Origin of the sequence: Chryseobacterium sp. WG14 (assembly GCF_024586945.1) — a bacterium.
Lineage (GTDB): Bacteria > Bacteroidota > Bacteroidia > Flavobacteriales > Weeksellaceae > Chryseobacterium.
Map to the genome: position 1 here is coordinate 207341 of NZ_JALCZD010000003.1, position 17381 is coordinate 224721.

A 17381-nucleotide genomic window follows, 5' to 3' on the forward strand; every position below is an offset into this window, starting at 1 on the left:
GATGCGTAAGGTATTAAAAACAAAAAAAGATAATTATCAAATTACCTCTCTCAACTTAAACCAAAAAAAAATGGCAAGCTACCTAAATCACACCGCTACGACCAATTACCTTTGCTGCGTTCCCACCCTGGAGGATTCTCAGGAGCTGGTTGTTTAGGACTTGCCGTTGCAAAGGTAGGAATAATTTATAAACTTCAAAACTTTATCAAAGAAAATTTGTTGAAAAAATGCAGTGATAGCGCTAAACAGCTGACATGTAGGGAAATAATTTTTCAACTTTTTTCTTAAAAAATTAAATATGACGAAAAGTCCATCAACATTAGGAATTATACTTTTTATTGCTACAATGATCATTTTCTTTGTAGTGTATTCATTTTTCTCAGGCATCAATTATTTTGATACTTCACTGAAAGTCAATGCTTTCGTGTTGCCTGTTATCTATGCTGCTACAGCATTCTGGTCTGTAAAATCATACTGGAACAACCATAAACTGGGTTTTAGAGAAGCTTTTAAGAGAGCATTTGTTCCGATGTTTATCGGAGGAATTCTTTCTATTTTCAGTATTTATGCTTTCTTAAATTTTGCAGATACGGATGCTAAAAAGCTGTTAAATTACCAATATGTTCAAAGACAAAAATCAGAATTGGATACAGAATATACTTCTGCGAGAAAGATTTTAAAACATCAAAAGGACATTGATGAGCTGGATCAGAAATACAAAGAGAGGTCACAAAGCTTCACCCCGGAGGCTGTAAAAGGAAAAGATATGCTTACCGCAAGTCATTTTTCAGGATATTTTGCAGCAATTCTTATATTTTACGTAGTTTTGTCGGTGTTTTTCGGGGCGTTTTTCAGAACAAAAACAATTCAGCCAGAAGAAACAAATCAAGCCTAATTTTTATTAAAAATTAAATGAATTTATCTATAGTTATTCCGTTACTGAACGAAGAAGACTCTCTGGAAGAGCTTTTTTCAAGAATTGATAAGGTCTGCACAACCGGTAATCTGTCTTATGAGATCTGGTTTGTAGATGATGGAAGTACGGATTTATCGTGGAGCATTATTGAGAATTTAAAAGTACAGTATCCTCAAATCCACGCTATTAAATTTTCCAGAAATTACGGAAAATCACAGGCGCTTCATGCTGCTTTTGGAAGAACAAACGGAGATGTGGTGATCACCATGGATGCAGATTTACAGGACTTTCCCGAAGAAATTCCGGAACTCTACAATATGGTAATTAATGATAATTATGACATTGTTTCCGGGTGGAAGAAGAAGCGTTTTGATAATGTGATGACAAAAAATATCCCATCGAAACTGTTTAATGCAGCAGCAAGAAAAGTTTCCGGAGTTGAACTTCATGATTTCAATTGTGGTTTGAAAGCCTACAAAAGACAGGTGGTAAAATCTATCGACGTATATGGAGATATGCACCGTTATATTCCGGTATTGGCTGCCAATGCAGGATTCCGGAGAATTACAGAAAAAGAAGTAAAACATCAGGCAAGACCTTACGGAACTTCCAAATTTGGTACAGAAAGATTTATCAGAGGTTTTCTGGATCTGGTAACCCTTTGGTTTGTAAGCCGTTTTGGAGGAAGGCCTATGCATTTCTTTGGTGCCGTTGGAACAGTAATGTTCATTTTCGGTTTTCTTTCTGCATTGTGGCTGGGAGTTTCAAAACTTATTGATGTTGCCAGAGGAATTTATGGGCATTTAATTACCAATAATCCGTGGTTCTATATTGCGTTAACGATGATGATTATGGGAACATTGCTGTTTGTGGCAGGGTTTTTAGGAGAAATGATTATCAGAACCAACCGTGAGCATAAGAATTATAATATTGATGATGTGATTTAAAATATTTCAATAAGAAGGACCAATATATTAATACTCCTGAAGAGCAATATGCTTTTCAGGAGTATTTTTTTTGATTCCGTTAATTTATTTTCTGATATTCGTAATGATGAAAAAATTATAAAAACAATGGACGGCATTAAAATAGAGATCAGGGACTTGGTAGATATTGACTCTCTCTCAAAAGAATATGATATTTCTAAAAATGAACTGATCTCATTTCACAACCGGAACTGTGCACTGCATGAGCTGCTTCCGGAAAGACTTCCCAAGTACATTAACAGTATTTATATTCCCAAAGAAAAATACAAGAAATGGAAGGAAAAACAACTCCCGGTTTCCCGTATTGATGTTCCCGAGGCATCTGAAATGCTTACATATGGCGTTCTGATCACACAACAATCACAAGAATTAAATATATATTATCTTATTGATATTCAAAGGTTTGACGATCGTAAGGTTTCCATTTTCCGGCAGAAATTACAGGTAAATAATAACGAAGTGGATCTGATGGTTGAGAAAATCATGGAAACTGCTGGAAAAGCATTATACCCGATACATATGTCTTTGAACAAGAAAGGAAAACCAGATCGGATTGAAAATGCTGAAGATATACAAACCCGATGGAATGAAATATACCGTCCAAGAATTCAACAGTATTATGTGGGGGAAACAGCAGAAGGGCTTATTACAACATATGACTATTTTTACGAAAATATTGAGAACGGGGTGGGAAGTTTACAGCGTAATGTATTTTATCCCATATTCTTTATTCCTCTTTATGATTCATATCCTGATTATCAGAAAGAAGAACGTCTGAATTTTTATTTTCCTTCTTTTGGAGAGATGATTTATTATGATACTGTTTTTTCATTGCAAAGAACTTTTTCAGACAGCGGAAGAATTGTTATTCAGGTTAAAGGAGATCAATGCTATGACGAAATAAGTCTGGATGAAGATAAAGGAAAAATAGAGCTTGACTACCAACTGGATAAAGAATCCCGGAATGTGTTTTCGGTAACGGGAACATTATCAACATTCTATGATAATCAAGAAATTAAAATTTATATTGAAATATATCGTCAGGAAGCTTATCTTTGATTTACCAACTCATAAAAAATATTAATATGCAGGCACTTTTCGTCCCCTGAAGCCTTTGGCAGGCTTAATCTATTCTACCATAAATCTGAATCAGCTGGCTGGTCAGACATTACTTTTACAGAAAATAATCCGTTTTTGAAAATGAATTCTTTGCAGTATAGTGAAATAAATTAAGGTAGAAAAATCCCTCATAAAGCTAATATTTCCCTGCATTAAAGAGACAGCAGAACAAAAACATTAAAACACAAAAAATGATGAGTGAAAAACATTTGGTTTGCCAGGGAGCAATCTGTAAGTGCCAGTTCGGAACAGCCCCGGATAAGCTTATGGTAAAAACCCAGAGTAAACGGTATATCAACGATAAAGACGGCAGTGATAAATTAATGGCCACCCACGTAGACATTGGAGCAACTTTTGAGAAAAATACTTTCGGAAGCTGTGCCAAAATGAATAATAATCCCTGCACCCCTTCTGTTACAAAATGGGATGGCTACTATGAAAATATCACAATAGAAGATAATGGCGGAAAAGCTCTCCTTGAGGACAGTAAAGCTACCTGCGCTGTAAGTGGAACTCCCAGCATAGAAATTATATTTCATGGACAAACTGCAGAACCCAATCAGCAAAATGTAGATAATGTACGACCGGAAGTGGCAGCGCAGCTGCTGCCTTTGGAAGAGGATAATACGGAATATATCTATTATACTAAAGAAGGGCTGTACCTGGGCGGATTAGAAAAGAGTACTAAAATATATTTAACTACTCAGAAGGAATATGATAAGGTGGAGGCAGATAAAAAATGGTCAGGAATTAATGTTGGAACCAATTTATTAAAAGAGAAAGAGACATTTATTTCAAATGAAAAGTTTGTAGAGAAAGCATCCACTATATATGGCGAAAGTTCAGCATACAGAGGTAATATTGGTATTGAAGATGAGCTTGCTTCAGAAATGCTTGCAATAGCCTCTGTGCATAAAATCAATAAGGTTGCTTATGGAATAAATAGTAAGCAGGCTGTTTTATTCAGAAATACAAAAATTGAAAAAAGAAATGAAACAAAAATGCAGCTGGCGGTGGCAGCAATCATCCGCTCATTGACAACAAATGAAGATCCCAGTAATGGGGCTACGATGTGGGATGGTGCAGAACAGGCTGCTTTTTCAGCAGATGATGATAGATATTCAACAGGAAAATTTGAAATTCATATGAATACAATGGGATGGATAATCTCAGATGAACATCATACCAAATGGCAAACGGGTGTAGAAAGATTAGGCGCTACCTTTAATGCCCCCAAGGAAAAATATACTCCGGGCAAAAATCCTAATAATAAATACGCTACTGAAGATACTATTGCTCTGGAATCAAGAGCAGTGTATTTAGGAACTATTTTTTGGAAAGAATTAAAAAACAGAAAAAAGAAACCTAATGAAAAAAAGAAATAGTCTGTATTTTTTTATCGTGTTCTTTTTTTACCTCGGCTGTAAATCTCAAAAACATGATTATAGAGTAATTCATTTAAGCAATAATGAGATCCTGTCAACGTATTATTTTCATCCTGATAACATTGAATATGCAAGAGTGTATGGTAGTTCTTTTAAGAATGATTCCATAATATTTAACCGTAATAAAGACGATCTGATTGTAAAAGAATTTAACTATGATGAAAAACAGAAAAAAAGAGTAGCTGGAGGAAGCATTAGATACATTAATTACTATACGAGTCTTTCAGATATTATTGTATCAGGAAATCCGTTATCAATGGATGAAGTTCCTGTAAGTAATTTTAATTTTACAAAGAAAGACTTGGAAATTGAAAGTATAATTAAAGAAAATTGCAAATCAACAAAAGAAGGATATAGTGGCTGTGATTTTATTTTCCCAAAAAATAATGGACTTCCCTATTTACCTGAAAGCTCAACAATAACATCAGCCAAAATAAAAAAAGGCAAAGACGGATTAGAAGAAATTGAAATGCAGGGGAAGTATGAGGATGCTGCTTTTAATTATAAAAGAAACTATTATTACGACAATAAAAAAATTAAAAAAATAATTACTTCTGTGAAAGATAATACCTCCGTGAATTCTTATGAAGATGCTTATTCTGTGAGGAATCAAAAATAATTGTATAGAATAGAGGTAAATGATGAACAAGTTCATTGTTTACGTATATTGTATTCAACAAGAAATAAAAACAAAGATGAAAACTAATTAAAACTGGATTACTATGGTTATTACAGGAGACACACGTCCAATTGCCGGTACAGGCTGCTCCTATTCGCTATCTTCAGAAGGCAAGAAAATAAATGCAAAAGAGTGGAGAATAGAATATGGTGGCAAAGTGTTGGCAACAAATACCAACGGAGTTTTTAAGTTCAATATCAGCCTGGCTGGAAAAACTGTAAAGCTTACTGCGGTAGCTATACAAAATGGCAGGCCGAATGCCTATTCTATTGATCTTACCATTCTTGCAGACCGCCCTAAAATAGTATCTGTAGAATGGCAGGATTTTAATGGAAGAGCCATTGGAAAACGGAAAGTAGGTTATCTGGATAAAATAAAACTTAGCATAAAAACAGCCAATATTCCTAAAAGGGATACCCTCAAAATTTCTGTTTATGAAGATGATTCTACCGGAGACCGTGCCATGGATACTTATACAAGCAGTGCCATAAACGAAAGGGGATATGCCTATTTATATTTTAACCAGCTGAGTTTATACCAGAAAAAGCTGAATGATTCTGATTGGGTAAACGAAAGTGAACATGAATACTATATAAAAATAGAATATAAAAACCATATAGACCAGGCGGAAGAGAAAACACAGCTGGTGGTAGAAAATGAACTGAAAACACATATTGATCAACCAAAACCTACTAATAATCCGGTTGTGGTAGGTAGAAATGAGGTTAAAGTAAAAACTAAAAAAAGAGCTGTTAACTTTACATTTGGAGTTTTTCTGGATGGTACATTGAATAATATGTACAATACTGAGCTACGGCAAAAGGTAACAGGAAAAGAAGTGAAAAAAGCAGAAGCATCTGGAATAAGCGATATTGAAGCCCAAAAAATCTATAAGAAAAAAGGAGGAGCTGTGGATGATGATCCATCCAAAGGAGAGACCAGCTTCGAAAATGACCTTTCTAATCCCGCTATTTTATTTAAAAATTATAAACAGAATGAAGATAAAAAACAATTTGCTATATATACTGAAGGGATGGGAACCAATACAGCTCCTAAACACTATGGAGATGCATTAGGTGCAAGTGATTATAAAGGAGATGACCTGATGATGGGGCCTGCTTTTGGGATGGGAGCTGCCGGAATTATGGATCGGGTAAGAAAATCGATCGGAGATGTTGCCACAACAATCTTAAAGAATACTAATAAAAACAAACAGGTGGTAGGGACTTTGATATTTGATGTTTTTGGTTTTAGCCGGGGAGCTGCGGCAGCCAGGCATTTTGTACATGTAGTGACACAGGGAAGCTACAGGGCACATACCACAGCCTGGAAGGAAGGCTTTATTGTTAAGGATAGGTTTGGATATACTGTAGCAGAGTCTTACGCCAATAGAATGATGCCTGCCTTTGGGTATCTGGGACAGCTGCTTTCTGAAGCGGGATTGATGGATGAGCAGGTAAAAATACAGATCCGGTTTGTAGGGATTTATGATACGGTACCCCATCATGGATTATTCCAGTCGAATGACTCCGGAGATCTTGGGCTGAATGATGTCAACAGGGCAGATTATGTAGTACATATGGTCGCGGCAGATGAGCACCGGGCTAATTTCAGCCTGGTAGATATTTCCTCTGTAGCCAAAACGCCACCTGACAGCGGTAAAAAAGGAGGAATTGAGCTGCATTATCCCGGAGTGCATTGCGATGTAGGGGGTGCTTATGTGGAAGGGTGGTCAGATAATCCGAAGAGAATTGATGCCACCATTGTGAAGGACTCACTATATCCTCTTTCCGAAGAACTCATCAGGCAGGGCTGGTTTCTGCCCGGAGAGCTCAGTATTAAGAAAGATCCTTTTTACAGGCTTAATGTTAACAATTACAGGCTGGAAGGGGAAAGAAAGCTCAGCAACCAGTACAGCTTTATTCCTCTGCATATTATGGCCGACTTTTGTGAAATGAAAAAGCTTCCTATTAACAAAACAACCTTATTAGAATTTAAAGACTTCAAAAACAATTGGATTCCCGGTAATACTGCATTTTTAGAAGGGATTAAGGAGAAGCTGAAAAATTATACCTTTAACGGAGGGCCTCCCTTAGTATTTATAGAGCCGGAAGCGTATAAAGAGCCTCCGGTTGTACATGCCACAGGCGACAGAAGAGCGGTTCTGGAATGGCAGCAGCGCCAGCTGGAAGGCCAAAAGCGTAATGATGCGGAAGCGGATAAAAAGAACAGAGAAATCAAGTTCCTGAGAAATCATTACCTTCATTGGAATGCTACTTATGGGCAGTCGGGATCTGATCTTGTTACCCAGAAAAATTATCCTAATATTGTAAATGGCAAACGAAAGCGGACGGTATATTAATGAATTTTCTTATTTCAGGAATGATCAGATAAGATAGAAGTTAAGAAAAAATGGAAGAAAAATAAATAAATGAAAATATATATTCTCGGTCTGTTTTGTGGCATAATTTTGTTACAGGCATGCCAAAAAGAAAATACAGCAAGGATGAAAGACGGCTTAAAAGAAAACTTTCCTTATACAGTAACGATGACTGCACCAGAAGAATATCCTGTGGAGGTACATATAGGCACATTAACGGATGATAAAAAGGAGCTGATCTGTGGAGTTCCTAAAGCAGGAGTTGTAGATACCAAATGGGTATATGATGGGAAGAATGGTGGTCAGGGAGGCAGTACAATTCCATCCCATATGGATCTTACCTATGTAAGTTATGCAGAGAAAAAATTCTGGCGGGTAGATGCTGATTTACCCAAAGAGAAAATGCTTCAATTGTTTAGGGAAGGCTTTATGATACAGGGAAATCCGGATAGCAATGGTGACTTTCCGTGGGAAGAGAGTACCTACGACGGAATTACGATTGGGGCAGCTCCCGGTGGTGTTGTGATCGTGTGGCTGTCAGGGAACCATCACCGCAGAGAGGTCTGTCGTTTGCAGGCTAAGGAAACAACTGTAGATGTTAATGACTTTTATGATAATCCACATAATAGGACCCAACAAGGTTTTTTTGATGAGTTATACAAAATCTCAATTTCTGACAGTATAAAAACTGAAATTGAGAAAAACGGAATTCCTTTTGGATTATGGGACAAATACAGAGAGAAGTACAATTACCGTTTCAGGCTTCATCCATATGATGGAAAAGATACTTTTGATCAGATTTACCGCCTGAATTATAATGGCGAATCAGAATATTTAATAGGGGCAAAAGCAGCCGAAGTTTATAAAAAAGATGCCATTCCTTACAATGTTACTTTTATGATGCAGAAATATAGTGCAGAAATTGGATTTGATGATACAGAGCTGATGAGAATATTTGAAAATTTCAAAGAAAAACACCCAGGTAAGCCTATAGATATTGTATTGATACCCACCTTTATGTATAAGGATATTAAGCTTTATGCGGAATGTGATGGTGAAAAGATTCAGCTGGAAAAAGTGAAGATCGTTGAAATCTGGGGAGGATAAAGATACAATGAGAATACTACTTTTTATTTTTTTTAGTGTATTAGCTTGGGAAAGCTGTACAAAAAACAGGCAACAAGAAAAGTTTTCTTATAGGGTAACGATGACCGCCCCGAAGGAATATCCTGTGGAGGTACATGTCGGAACATTAACGGATGATAAAAAGGAGCTGATCTGTGGAGTTCCTAAAGCAGGAGTTACGACAGGGAGCTGGCAGTATGATGGGGCTGAAGCGGGTCAGGGAGGCAGTACAATTCCATCCCATATAGATCTTACCTATGTAAGTTATGCAGAGAAAAAGTTTTGGCGGATAGATGCTGATTTACCCAAAGAGAAGATGCTTCAATTGTTTAGGGAAGGCTTTATGATACAGGGAAATCCGGATGGCAATGGTGACTTTCCTTGGGAAGAGAGTACTTATGATGGAATTACGATTGGGGCAGCTCCTGGTGGTGTTGTGATCGTGTGGCTGTCAGGGAACCATCACCGCAGAGAGATCTGTCGTTTGCAGGCTAAGGAAACAACTGTAGATGTTAATGACTTTTATGATAATCCACATAATAGGACTCAACAAGGTTTTTTTGATGAGTTATACAAAATCTCAATTTCTGACAGTATAAAAACTGAAATTGCAAAAAACGGAATTCCTTTTGGATTATGGGACAAATACAGAGAGAAGTACAATTACCGTTTCAGGCTTCATCCATATGATGGAAAAGATACTTTTGATCAGATTTACCGCCTGAATTATAATGGCGAATCAGAATATTTAATAGGGGCAAAAGCAGCCGAAGTTTATAAAAAAGATGCCATTCCTTACAATGTTACTTTTATGATGCAGAAATATAGTGCAGAAATTGGATTTGATGATACAGAGCTGATGAGAATATTTGAAAATTTCAAAGAAAAACATCCAGGTAAGCCTATAGATATTGTCTTGGTACCCACCTTTATGTATAAGGATATTAAGCTCTATGCGGAATGTGATGGTGAAAAGGTTCAGCTGGAAAAAGTGAAGATTGCTGAAATCTGGGGAGGTTAAGTATAATCTGAATATAAAACAAGACAATACCTCAGAAATTTTCTGAGGTATTGTCTTTTTACAGAAATTAATAATCACATGACAAAGTTGAGGCTTCTTTCCGTTTTCTTTCTCCTGTTTCTCCTGTTTTCCTGTTTTCCTGTTCGTCTAACCAACTCATTGGTTCATGGCAATTTGCTGATGTATATGATGGAGAAAAACAACAGATAAGTACATTGATTCAAAAAAGAAAAATTTCCCAATACAAAACAGCGGTTCTTACTTTTCACAAAGACAGGTCTTTTTCTTCAATGGATGATAGCGGAATCTATCAAAAGGAGAATAATATATTGAAAATGAAATATAATGACTTAAAAGATACAGTGCAGATGAAGATTACTTATATAAGCCGTGATTATCTGCTTTTGTTCTCAATGACTAAAAATCCTAAAACCTGGTTTTATAAAAAACTGAATACAAAAAGGTATAAAGAATAGGTTGGCTCCAAAAAAGTCGGAAAAATTGAAAATTATCAGGTATTTTATTGTCAAATGACAAAGTTTTTTAAAAATTTTAATCCTATTTTTGTTACATAATATTATTGCGAGTTCCTGAACCGGTATGAAAAATAGTCTCAGGAAATTCAGTAAGAAATGATCGTGCCTGATCATTACCATTAATATATAGAATATTTTAAAAATAAATATGAAGAAAGTATTGTACACATTGATGCTGGTAGCAGTGGTTTCCTGTGGGAAAGTTTCTCCAAAAGGAAATATTGAGAAGAAAGATGTGGAGGTTTCAGAGTTTGTAAATCTGGATTTGGAAGGAAAATTCAGGGTGTTTTATGCCAGAGGCCCGAAAAATTTTGTGGAAATAGAAACCTATCCCAATGTGGCTAATAATCTTGATGTGGATGTAAACGACAAAATACTTAGTATCAAAGAGAAAAGAGGAACAAAAGGCGTAGATTTTTATAATGTAACCATTTATTCAAAATACAATCTTGAAAAAGTAGCTGTTTCCGACTCTGTAGAAATGAATATTTCAAGTGAAATAAAAACGGATAATTTCAGACTTAGCATGAAAAACAATGCTTCCTTTATGGGATCTGTTAATACAAGAAGGGCTGAAGTGGAAATGCATAACAGAAGCAGAGCCAACTTTTTAGGATTAACCAAAGAAGCGGTGATTAAGATTTCAGATACAGCAAGTTTAATTGCCCCTTACTGGAAAATTACCAATCTGAATATTGATTCTAAAAATGGAAATTATGCTGAAGTAAATGTAAAAGACTCTTTAAAAGGACATGTGCAGAATACAGCAAAATTGGTCTATTACAATGATCCGATCAGAGCGTTTAAAATTGATAAGACAACGAAAGTTGAGAATAAAAAATTAGAGTAATTGTAGCTGGAGGGCAGAAGCTGGAAGATGGGAGTAATGATGTTTTTTTTAACTTCTTGTTTTCCGAATTGAAAATTTTTCCTCCAGACATAAAAAATAAAATAAATAAACAAAGCCAGAATTTTGAAGCGAAGCACAATATAACTTCTTGCCTCCAGCTTCCTACTTCCAGCTTAAAAAAATTAGACATAAATATGACAACAGTAGAAAAAGCACAACTTTGGTTAAATGATACGTTCGACAAAGAAACAAGAGATGCGGTACAATTACTGATTGAAGGCAATTCGCCTGATCTTGAAGATTCTTTTTACAGAGAGCTGGAATTTGGAACAGGAGGGATGCGTGGCATCATGGGAGTAGGAACCAACCGCTTAAATAAATATACATTGGGACAGGCTACACAAGGGCTTGCCAACTATATGCTGAAGCAGTTCAAGGGAGAGGAAATTAAAGTGGCGATTGCTTATGATGTTCGTCACAATTCAAAAGAGTTCGGAAAACTGGTTGCTGATGTTTTGACTGCCAATGGAATTAAAGTCCTGCTTTTCAAAGATCACAGGCCTACTCCGGAATTATCTTTTACTGTTCGTGATAAAAAATGTAATGGGGGAATTGTGTTGACAGCATCTCATAACCCACCAGAATATAATGGGTATAAAGTATACTGGAATGACGGAGCACAGATTGTTCCGCCACATGACGAAGCTATTATCAATGAAGTATACTCTGTAAAATTTGAAGAGATTAAATTCAACGGAAATGATGATCTGATCGAATGGATCGGAGAGGAGCAGGATGATGTGTATATCGATGCATGTATTGAAAACTCTACCTATCAGAACGTGGGAAAAGAAAATTTAAATATTGTTTTCACTTCTATCCACGGAACAACTTATACAACGGTTCCTAAAGCTTTGGAAAAAGCAGGATTTAAAAAAATAGATCTTGTTAAAGAGCAGATGATTCCAAGCCCCAATTTCCCAACAGTGGATTCTCCAAATCCGGAAGAGCCGGCTGCGTTGGAAATGGCTATGGATCTTGCAAAAATTACCAACGCTGATATTGTGATTGGAACAGACCCTGATGGTGACAGACTTGGAATTGCCGTTAGAAACCTTGACGGTGAAATGCAGTTACTGAACGGAAATCAAACCAATACGATCCTTACTTACTATATCTTAAATGAATGGAGAAAACAGGGAAGAATTACCGGAAAAGAGTTCATTGGATCTACCATTGTGACTTCAGATATCTTCTTTGACATCGCTCAGAAGTTTGGTGTAGAATGCAAAGCAGGCCTTACAGGATTCAAATGGATTGGAAAAATGATTCGCGAAGCTGAAGGAACACAAAAATTTGTATGCGGAGGGGAAGAAAGCTTTGGCTTTATGACGGGAGACTTTGTACGTGATAAAGACTCTTGCGGAAGTATCCTTGTGGCTTGTGAAATTGCCGCATGGTGCAAAGCGAATGGAAAAACAATGTACCAATACATGATTGAAATCTATCAGGATCTTGGAATGTACTATGAAGGGTTGGTCAACATTGTAAGAAAAGGAAAAGAAGGAGCTGAAGAGATCCAGAATATGATGAAAAACTTCCGTGAAAACCCTCCAAAAGAATTGGCAGGTTCATTAGTGGAAGAGGTAAAAGACTTTAAGGAGCAGACCAGTTTTAATGTTTTAAAGAACGAAAAAACGGTTATGAATGATATTCCGAAGTCTAATGTACTGATCTATTACACACAGGATGGAACAAAAGTCTGCGTAAGACCTTCAGGTACAGAACCGAAGATCAAGTTTTATGTTTCAGTAAAAGATTCAGTTACTTCTGAAGCAGATTTCAGAGACAAATTAACATCATTAGAAGCCAAAATTGGAGCTGTTAAAACAGATTTAAAACTGGATTAATATCCCATTGACAGCAAATGATAAGAAAAATTATAGCAGTTTGCTTAGTGTCGGCAGCTGTAGTTTCCTGTAAAAAAGAGACTGCAGTTTCTGACATAAAGCCGGTAAACGATTCAATTGCAAAAAAAGAAACCCCGGAAGATCAGTATAAACCAATTGATACAGCATGTTCTTCAGAAAATAAGACTGAGGATTATATTACAGCTTTGCAATGGTATCGTACTAAAATAGACAAAGAAATTGCAGGAAACAGTCCGGAGCAGAACAATAAAGTGTATGAAGATTATGTGAAAATAAGAGACAAATACACGGAATGTTTTAATGATTCTCAAACTGAGATACTCGACAAGTATATTGATTATCATACAGGACCAGATACCTATAATCTGCCGGATAATATAAAGAAAATGGCTGCCGAATTTAGTAAGGTAGGCCTTGAATTTAGGGAAATGGGAGAAGGACTTACGGAAATTCATTCATTGCCCGGATATTATGAGTCTGTTTTCAAGAATAAGGTAACACCTGATTATGCCGCCTACATCTCACAGATGGCAAAAGATAATAAGGAAAATTATGCCGTGAACGGTGGACTTTTGATTACCTGGGAAGAATTGGGAGGCCGATTGATCGAGTGGGAGAATTTTATAAATAAATATTCCCAAAGCCCACTGATAAAGAAAGCAAAAGATAATTATCACAACTACTTGCTGGATTATCTTCTGGGAATGGACAGTGACCGGATATATAATAGTGAGGAAGGAAAAATTTATGATGATAAAAGAGAAGCATATAATGCACTTATCAAAAAATATCCAAATTCCAATACTGCAAAAAAAACTAAAGAACTAATAGCCGCTTTTGATGCCCATATACCTGTGGATCAAATAGGAGAGAAAATTAATCTGAGAAGATAATATTAGTAAATTTTAAATAAATATAAAGTGAAAGTTTCAAAATTAGCAGCGAACCTGATCGGTTCTGAAATTGTAAAAATTGGTAACGAAGTAAATGATCTAAAAGCAAAGGGAGCAGAAATTGCCAATCTTACTATTGGTGACCTGAATTCTAATATCTATCCTATTCCAGCATTGCTGAAGGAAGAAATTCAGAAAGCCTATCAGAATAATCTGACAAATTATCCACCTGCAAACGGACTTTTATCTTTAAGAAAAGAAGTATCCAAAGATTTAAAAACAAGATGGAATCTGGATTATGCACCCAATGATATTTTGATCACAGCAGGTTCAAGACCTTTGATCTATGCTGTTTACAAAACCATTGTAGATGAAGGTGATAAAATTGTATATCCAACTCCATCATGGAACAACAACCATTACGCATACCTTACTTCAGCCAATGCTGTGGAAGTAAAAACAAAACCTGAGACCAATTTCCTGCCTACTGCAGAGGATTTAAAACCTCATTTGGATGGAGCCGTTTTACTGGCACTTTGCTCGCCATTAAACCCTACAGGAACGATGTTTACAAGAGAGCAGCTTTCAGAAATCTGTGAATTGGTGATTGCTGAAAACAAAAAGAGAGGAGCAGATGAAAAACCGTTATACCTGATGTATGACCAAATCTATTCTAACCTTACTTTTGGAGCTGAGCACGTAGATCCGGTTTCTCTTTTCCCGGAATTGAAAGAATATACAATCTATATTGATGGTATCTCCAAATGTCTGGCTGCAACAGGAGTACGTGTGGGATGGGGATTCGGACCAGCTCATATTATTGATAAAATGAAAGCACTTCTTACGCACGTGGGAGCCTGGGCACCAAAACCAGAACAGGAAGCGACCGCTAAATTCTATGAAAACCCGGAAAATGTAAATGTTTTTGTGGAAGATTTCAAAGGGAAGCTTGAAAACAGCTTAAAAGTTCTTCATGGAGGAATCCAGGATTTAAAAGGAAAAGGGCTGGCTATAGACAGTATTGAGCCGATGGGAGCACTTTATCTTACCATTAAATTAGACTATATCGGAAAAACAAAACCGGATGGAGAAGTTATTGAAAACTCTTCTGATCTTGTATTCTACTTAATCAATGATGCAGGAGTTGCTTTGGTGCCATTCTCAGCCTTCGGAGAAGAAAAATCTGAACCTTGGTTCCGTGCTTCTGTAGGAGGACTTGCCATTGATGAAATTAAAGTGATGCTTCCGAAACTGGAGGCTGCTTTGAATGCTTTAAAATAAGTTTTAAGTTATGAGTTATGAGTTATGAGTGAAAGTATTGTTGGGAAAAAGAGCTTTGATCTGGCTGTAAATATTATTGCAGTTTATAAAAAGCTTGTTGCGGATAAAAAAGAATTTGTTCTTTCTAAACAAATATTACGCTCAGGAACTTCTGTCGGAGCAAATGTCAGAGAGGCCTTGAATGGTTAGAGTAAAAGAGATTTTGTTCACAAACTCTCCATTTCTCAAAAGGAATGTGATGAAACAATATATTGGCTGGAGCTCTTATTTACTACAGAGTATATTTCTAAAGAAGAATTTGAAGATGTAAGAAACCAGGCTTCAGAAATTTTAAAAATAATACGAAGTATTATATTGACAACAAAAAGTAAAAATTCATAACTCATAACTCAAAAAATAATTCCTTCGACTCTGTCAGTGTAGCATAGTTAAAATTAGTATTAAGTATTAGCAATGTCACACTGCGCAGAGTTGAAGTTTTTTTTACCAACGCAGTTACTATGAAACTTCCCAGAAAAACTTTTCTTGAAAGTAAGATTTTGTTTTATTCAACACTGACTATTATCAGTCTGGTAATTGCATGTGTTTGGTTTTCGGGAAAAAGTTCTCACCGTTCTTTGTTTCAAAACTCTATACTCTCAACTTCAATTTTGGCAGGATCATTTTTCCTGTTTATCAGCTTGGGGCTGTATTATGGGTTGAAATTAAAAGACAATGTTGGAAGTATCTTAAACAAAGAAAGATTAAAACGATACTCTGATAAGACTCCGACATTTGATGGTTTTGAATTTGATCCGCCTTCTGTAGGTGATGGAATAGGAGGAGCTATACTTTCTATTGTCTTATGGATTGTATTTTCCATTGTCCTTGTATTTCTTTCCTATTTTGTTGGACTCTTCTTTTGGTCTGCATTGCTTTTTTTTACGGCTATGTTATATTGGATTTTCTTTCGTGCTTTACGTCAGGTATTTAAGAACTCAGGGAAATGTAAAGGGGATATATTAAAAAGTTTTGGATTCGGTTTTTTCTACTCTTTTCTGTACGTCTTCTGGATGTACGGAATTATTTATTTGATTAAATACATGAACTAATAACGATTATTATTTTTATGCAAAAAAATTAAATAAATATTAAAAATTGAATAAACATGTTGAATGGAATGAACTTGGAATTACCTTTGAGGGGCTTTATAAGAATAAAATAGGCCTGAAAAAAACAAGGATGAAAAAACTAAGATTTCTGCTATTACCAGCGTCAATATGGGTGTGCTCACAAGAGGTTGATACTTTAAAAATTCAGGAATTACCTGAAGAACAGCTAAAAGTTCAAACGTATACTTTAAAAGACGGTTCTGTCAGAACCTATTTAAAGCCTAAACTGCTGGATTTTGTAACCAAATTACCCCGAAACTTTATCAATACCAATAAAGACTTTGTCGCAAAAGATCATGCCTATTATTTAGGGGGAGCACTTGCAGCAACCCTGATTCTGATACCTGTGGATCAGAAATTAACGGATAATTCGAGAGAAATTGCTGAGAAATGGGGGATGAGTGAAGATAATACCTACAGCAAAGTAGGGGGCGTTTTTAAAATTCCTAAAGATATTGGATCTACCTTATACCTGATAGGTAATGGTTCTACGGTAGTATTGGCCGGGATTGGTTTTGGAGTCTATGGTGTAATCAAAAATGATTACCGGGCTCAGGCTACGGCAAGCGGGTTAATGGAAAGTTTAATCCTCTCAGGAGTGTTTACCCAAACAATCAAAAGAGTTACCGGAAGAGAAAGCCCATTTATAGCAGAAGCAAATGGCAATAAAGGAGGTGCCTGGAATCCATTTCCAAGCTTTTCAGCATTTGGAAAAAATACTTCAAGCTATGATGCAATGCCATCCGGGCATTTAACGACATTTATGGCCGGGTTAACGGTTATTGCGGACAATTATCCCGATGCAAAATGGATAAAGCCTGTAGGTTATACATTAGCAGGAGCATTATGTTTTCAAATGATGCAGAGTAAGGTTCACTGGGCTTCAGACTATCCTTTAGCCTTATTGATGGGGTATTTCATAGGAAAAACGATTTCAAGAAGCAGGTTCACTGTTTCAGACCCTCATGCTAAACAGACCAGATATAAACTCGATTTTCTTGCATCCCGCCAATGGGAATATAATATGGTAGGAGTGAAAGTTTCTTTTTGATTCAATAAAGCTGAGTT

General features: G+C 36.2%; 15 protein-coding genes, 1 other RNA gene and 1 pseudogene. 16 read left to right on the plus strand and 1 reads right to left on the minus strand.

All coding sequences use genetic code 11. The features are described from left to right. Positions 1–68: 68 nt before the first annotated feature. An RNA gene (gene ffs / locus MP478_RS06975) (signal recognition particle sRNA small type) lies at positions 69–166 on the minus strand. A gap of 132 nt (positions 167–298) precedes the next feature. Here ffs and MP478_RS06980 point away from each other — a divergent pair. The 16 genes and pseudogenes from MP478_RS06980 (at position 299) to MP478_RS07055 (ending at position 17364) form a co-directional block, all read left to right on the plus strand. Beyond that, positions 299–895 carry a DUF4199 domain-containing protein gene (locus tag MP478_RS06980; RefSeq protein WP_230035424.1) on the plus strand — a complete coding sequence of 199 codons (597 nt, stop codon included), beginning with the start codon at positions 299–301 and terminating at the stop codon, positions 893–895. 17 nt (positions 896–912) lie between these two features. After that, complete coding sequence (locus tag MP478_RS06985) at positions 913–1863, plus strand: glycosyltransferase family 2 protein (protein WP_257200012.1); 951 nt, start codon at positions 913–915, stop codon at positions 1861–1863. 126 nt (positions 1864–1989) lie between these two features. Then, the gene (locus MP478_RS06990) at positions 1990–2961 is read left to right on the plus strand and encodes a hypothetical protein (RefSeq protein ID WP_257200013.1); all 972 of its coding nucleotides are present in this window, start codon (positions 1990–1992) and stop codon (positions 2959–2961) included. A gap of 251 nt (positions 2962–3212) precedes the next feature. After that, a complete protein-coding gene (locus MP478_RS22525; protein ID WP_306552693.1) occupies positions 3213–4406 on the plus strand; it encodes a DUF4280 domain-containing protein in 1194 nt (397 codons plus the stop codon). Continuing rightward, a complete protein-coding gene (locus MP478_RS07000; RefSeq protein WP_257200014.1) occupies positions 4390–5085 on the plus strand; it encodes a hypothetical protein in 696 nt (231 codons plus the stop codon). Before MP478_RS22525 ends, MP478_RS07000 begins: the two co-directional genes overlap by 17 nt. A gap of 103 nt (positions 5086–5188) precedes the next feature. Next, positions 5189–7507, plus strand: coding sequence for a DUF2235 domain-containing protein (locus tag MP478_RS07005; RefSeq protein WP_257200015.1), 2319 nt, complete (start codon positions 5189–5191; stop codon positions 7505–7507). Between the two features lie 144 nt (positions 7508–7651). Then, positions 7652–8632: a DUF2931 family protein gene (locus MP478_RS07010; protein ID WP_257200016.1), complete on the plus strand. Its 981-nt coding sequence runs from the start codon at positions 7652–7654 to the stop codon at positions 8630–8632. Positions 8633–8639: 7 nt separating this feature from the next. Then, entirely contained in the window at positions 8640–9671 is a 1032-nt protein-coding gene (locus MP478_RS07015) for a DUF2931 family protein (protein ID WP_257200017.1), read from the plus strand. Positions 9672–9886: 215 nt separating this feature from the next. Further along, a complete protein-coding gene (locus MP478_RS07020; RefSeq protein ID WP_257200018.1) occupies positions 9887–10147 on the plus strand; it encodes a hypothetical protein in 261 nt (86 codons plus the stop codon). Positions 10148–10355: 208 nt separating this feature from the next. Next, on the plus strand, positions 10356–11057 hold the full coding sequence (locus MP478_RS07025; protein WP_257200019.1) for a DUF2807 domain-containing protein: 702 nt from the start codon (positions 10356–10358) through the stop codon (positions 11055–11057). 194 nt (positions 11058–11251) lie between these two features. Further along, a complete protein-coding gene (locus tag MP478_RS07030; protein ID WP_257200020.1) occupies positions 11252–12967 on the plus strand; it encodes a phospho-sugar mutase in 1716 nt (571 codons plus the stop codon). A gap of 17 nt (positions 12968–12984) precedes the next feature. Next, complete coding sequence (locus MP478_RS07035; RefSeq protein ID WP_257200021.1) at positions 12985–13881, plus strand: hypothetical protein; 897 nt, start codon at positions 12985–12987, stop codon at positions 13879–13881. Between the two features lie 27 nt (positions 13882–13908). Continuing rightward, positions 13909–15162 (plus strand): aminotransferase class I/II-fold pyridoxal phosphate-dependent enzyme, encoded by a 1254-nt coding sequence (locus tag MP478_RS07040; protein WP_257200022.1) that lies wholly within the window; start codon positions 13909–13911, stop codon positions 15160–15162. Positions 15163–15186: 24 nt separating this feature from the next. Beyond that, positions 15187–15543: pseudogene (locus MP478_RS07045) on the plus strand (four helix bundle protein). A gap of 119 nt (positions 15544–15662) precedes the next feature. After that, a complete protein-coding gene (locus tag MP478_RS07050; protein ID WP_230035448.1) occupies positions 15663–16253 on the plus strand; it encodes a hypothetical protein in 591 nt (196 codons plus the stop codon). A 46-nt stretch (positions 16254–16299) separates the two neighbouring features. Further along, the gene (locus MP478_RS07055; protein WP_257200023.1) at positions 16300–17364 is read left to right on the plus strand and encodes a phosphatase PAP2 family protein; all 1065 of its coding nucleotides are present in this window, start codon (positions 16300–16302) and stop codon (positions 17362–17364) included. The last annotated feature ends 17 nt before the right edge of the window (positions 17365–17381 follow it).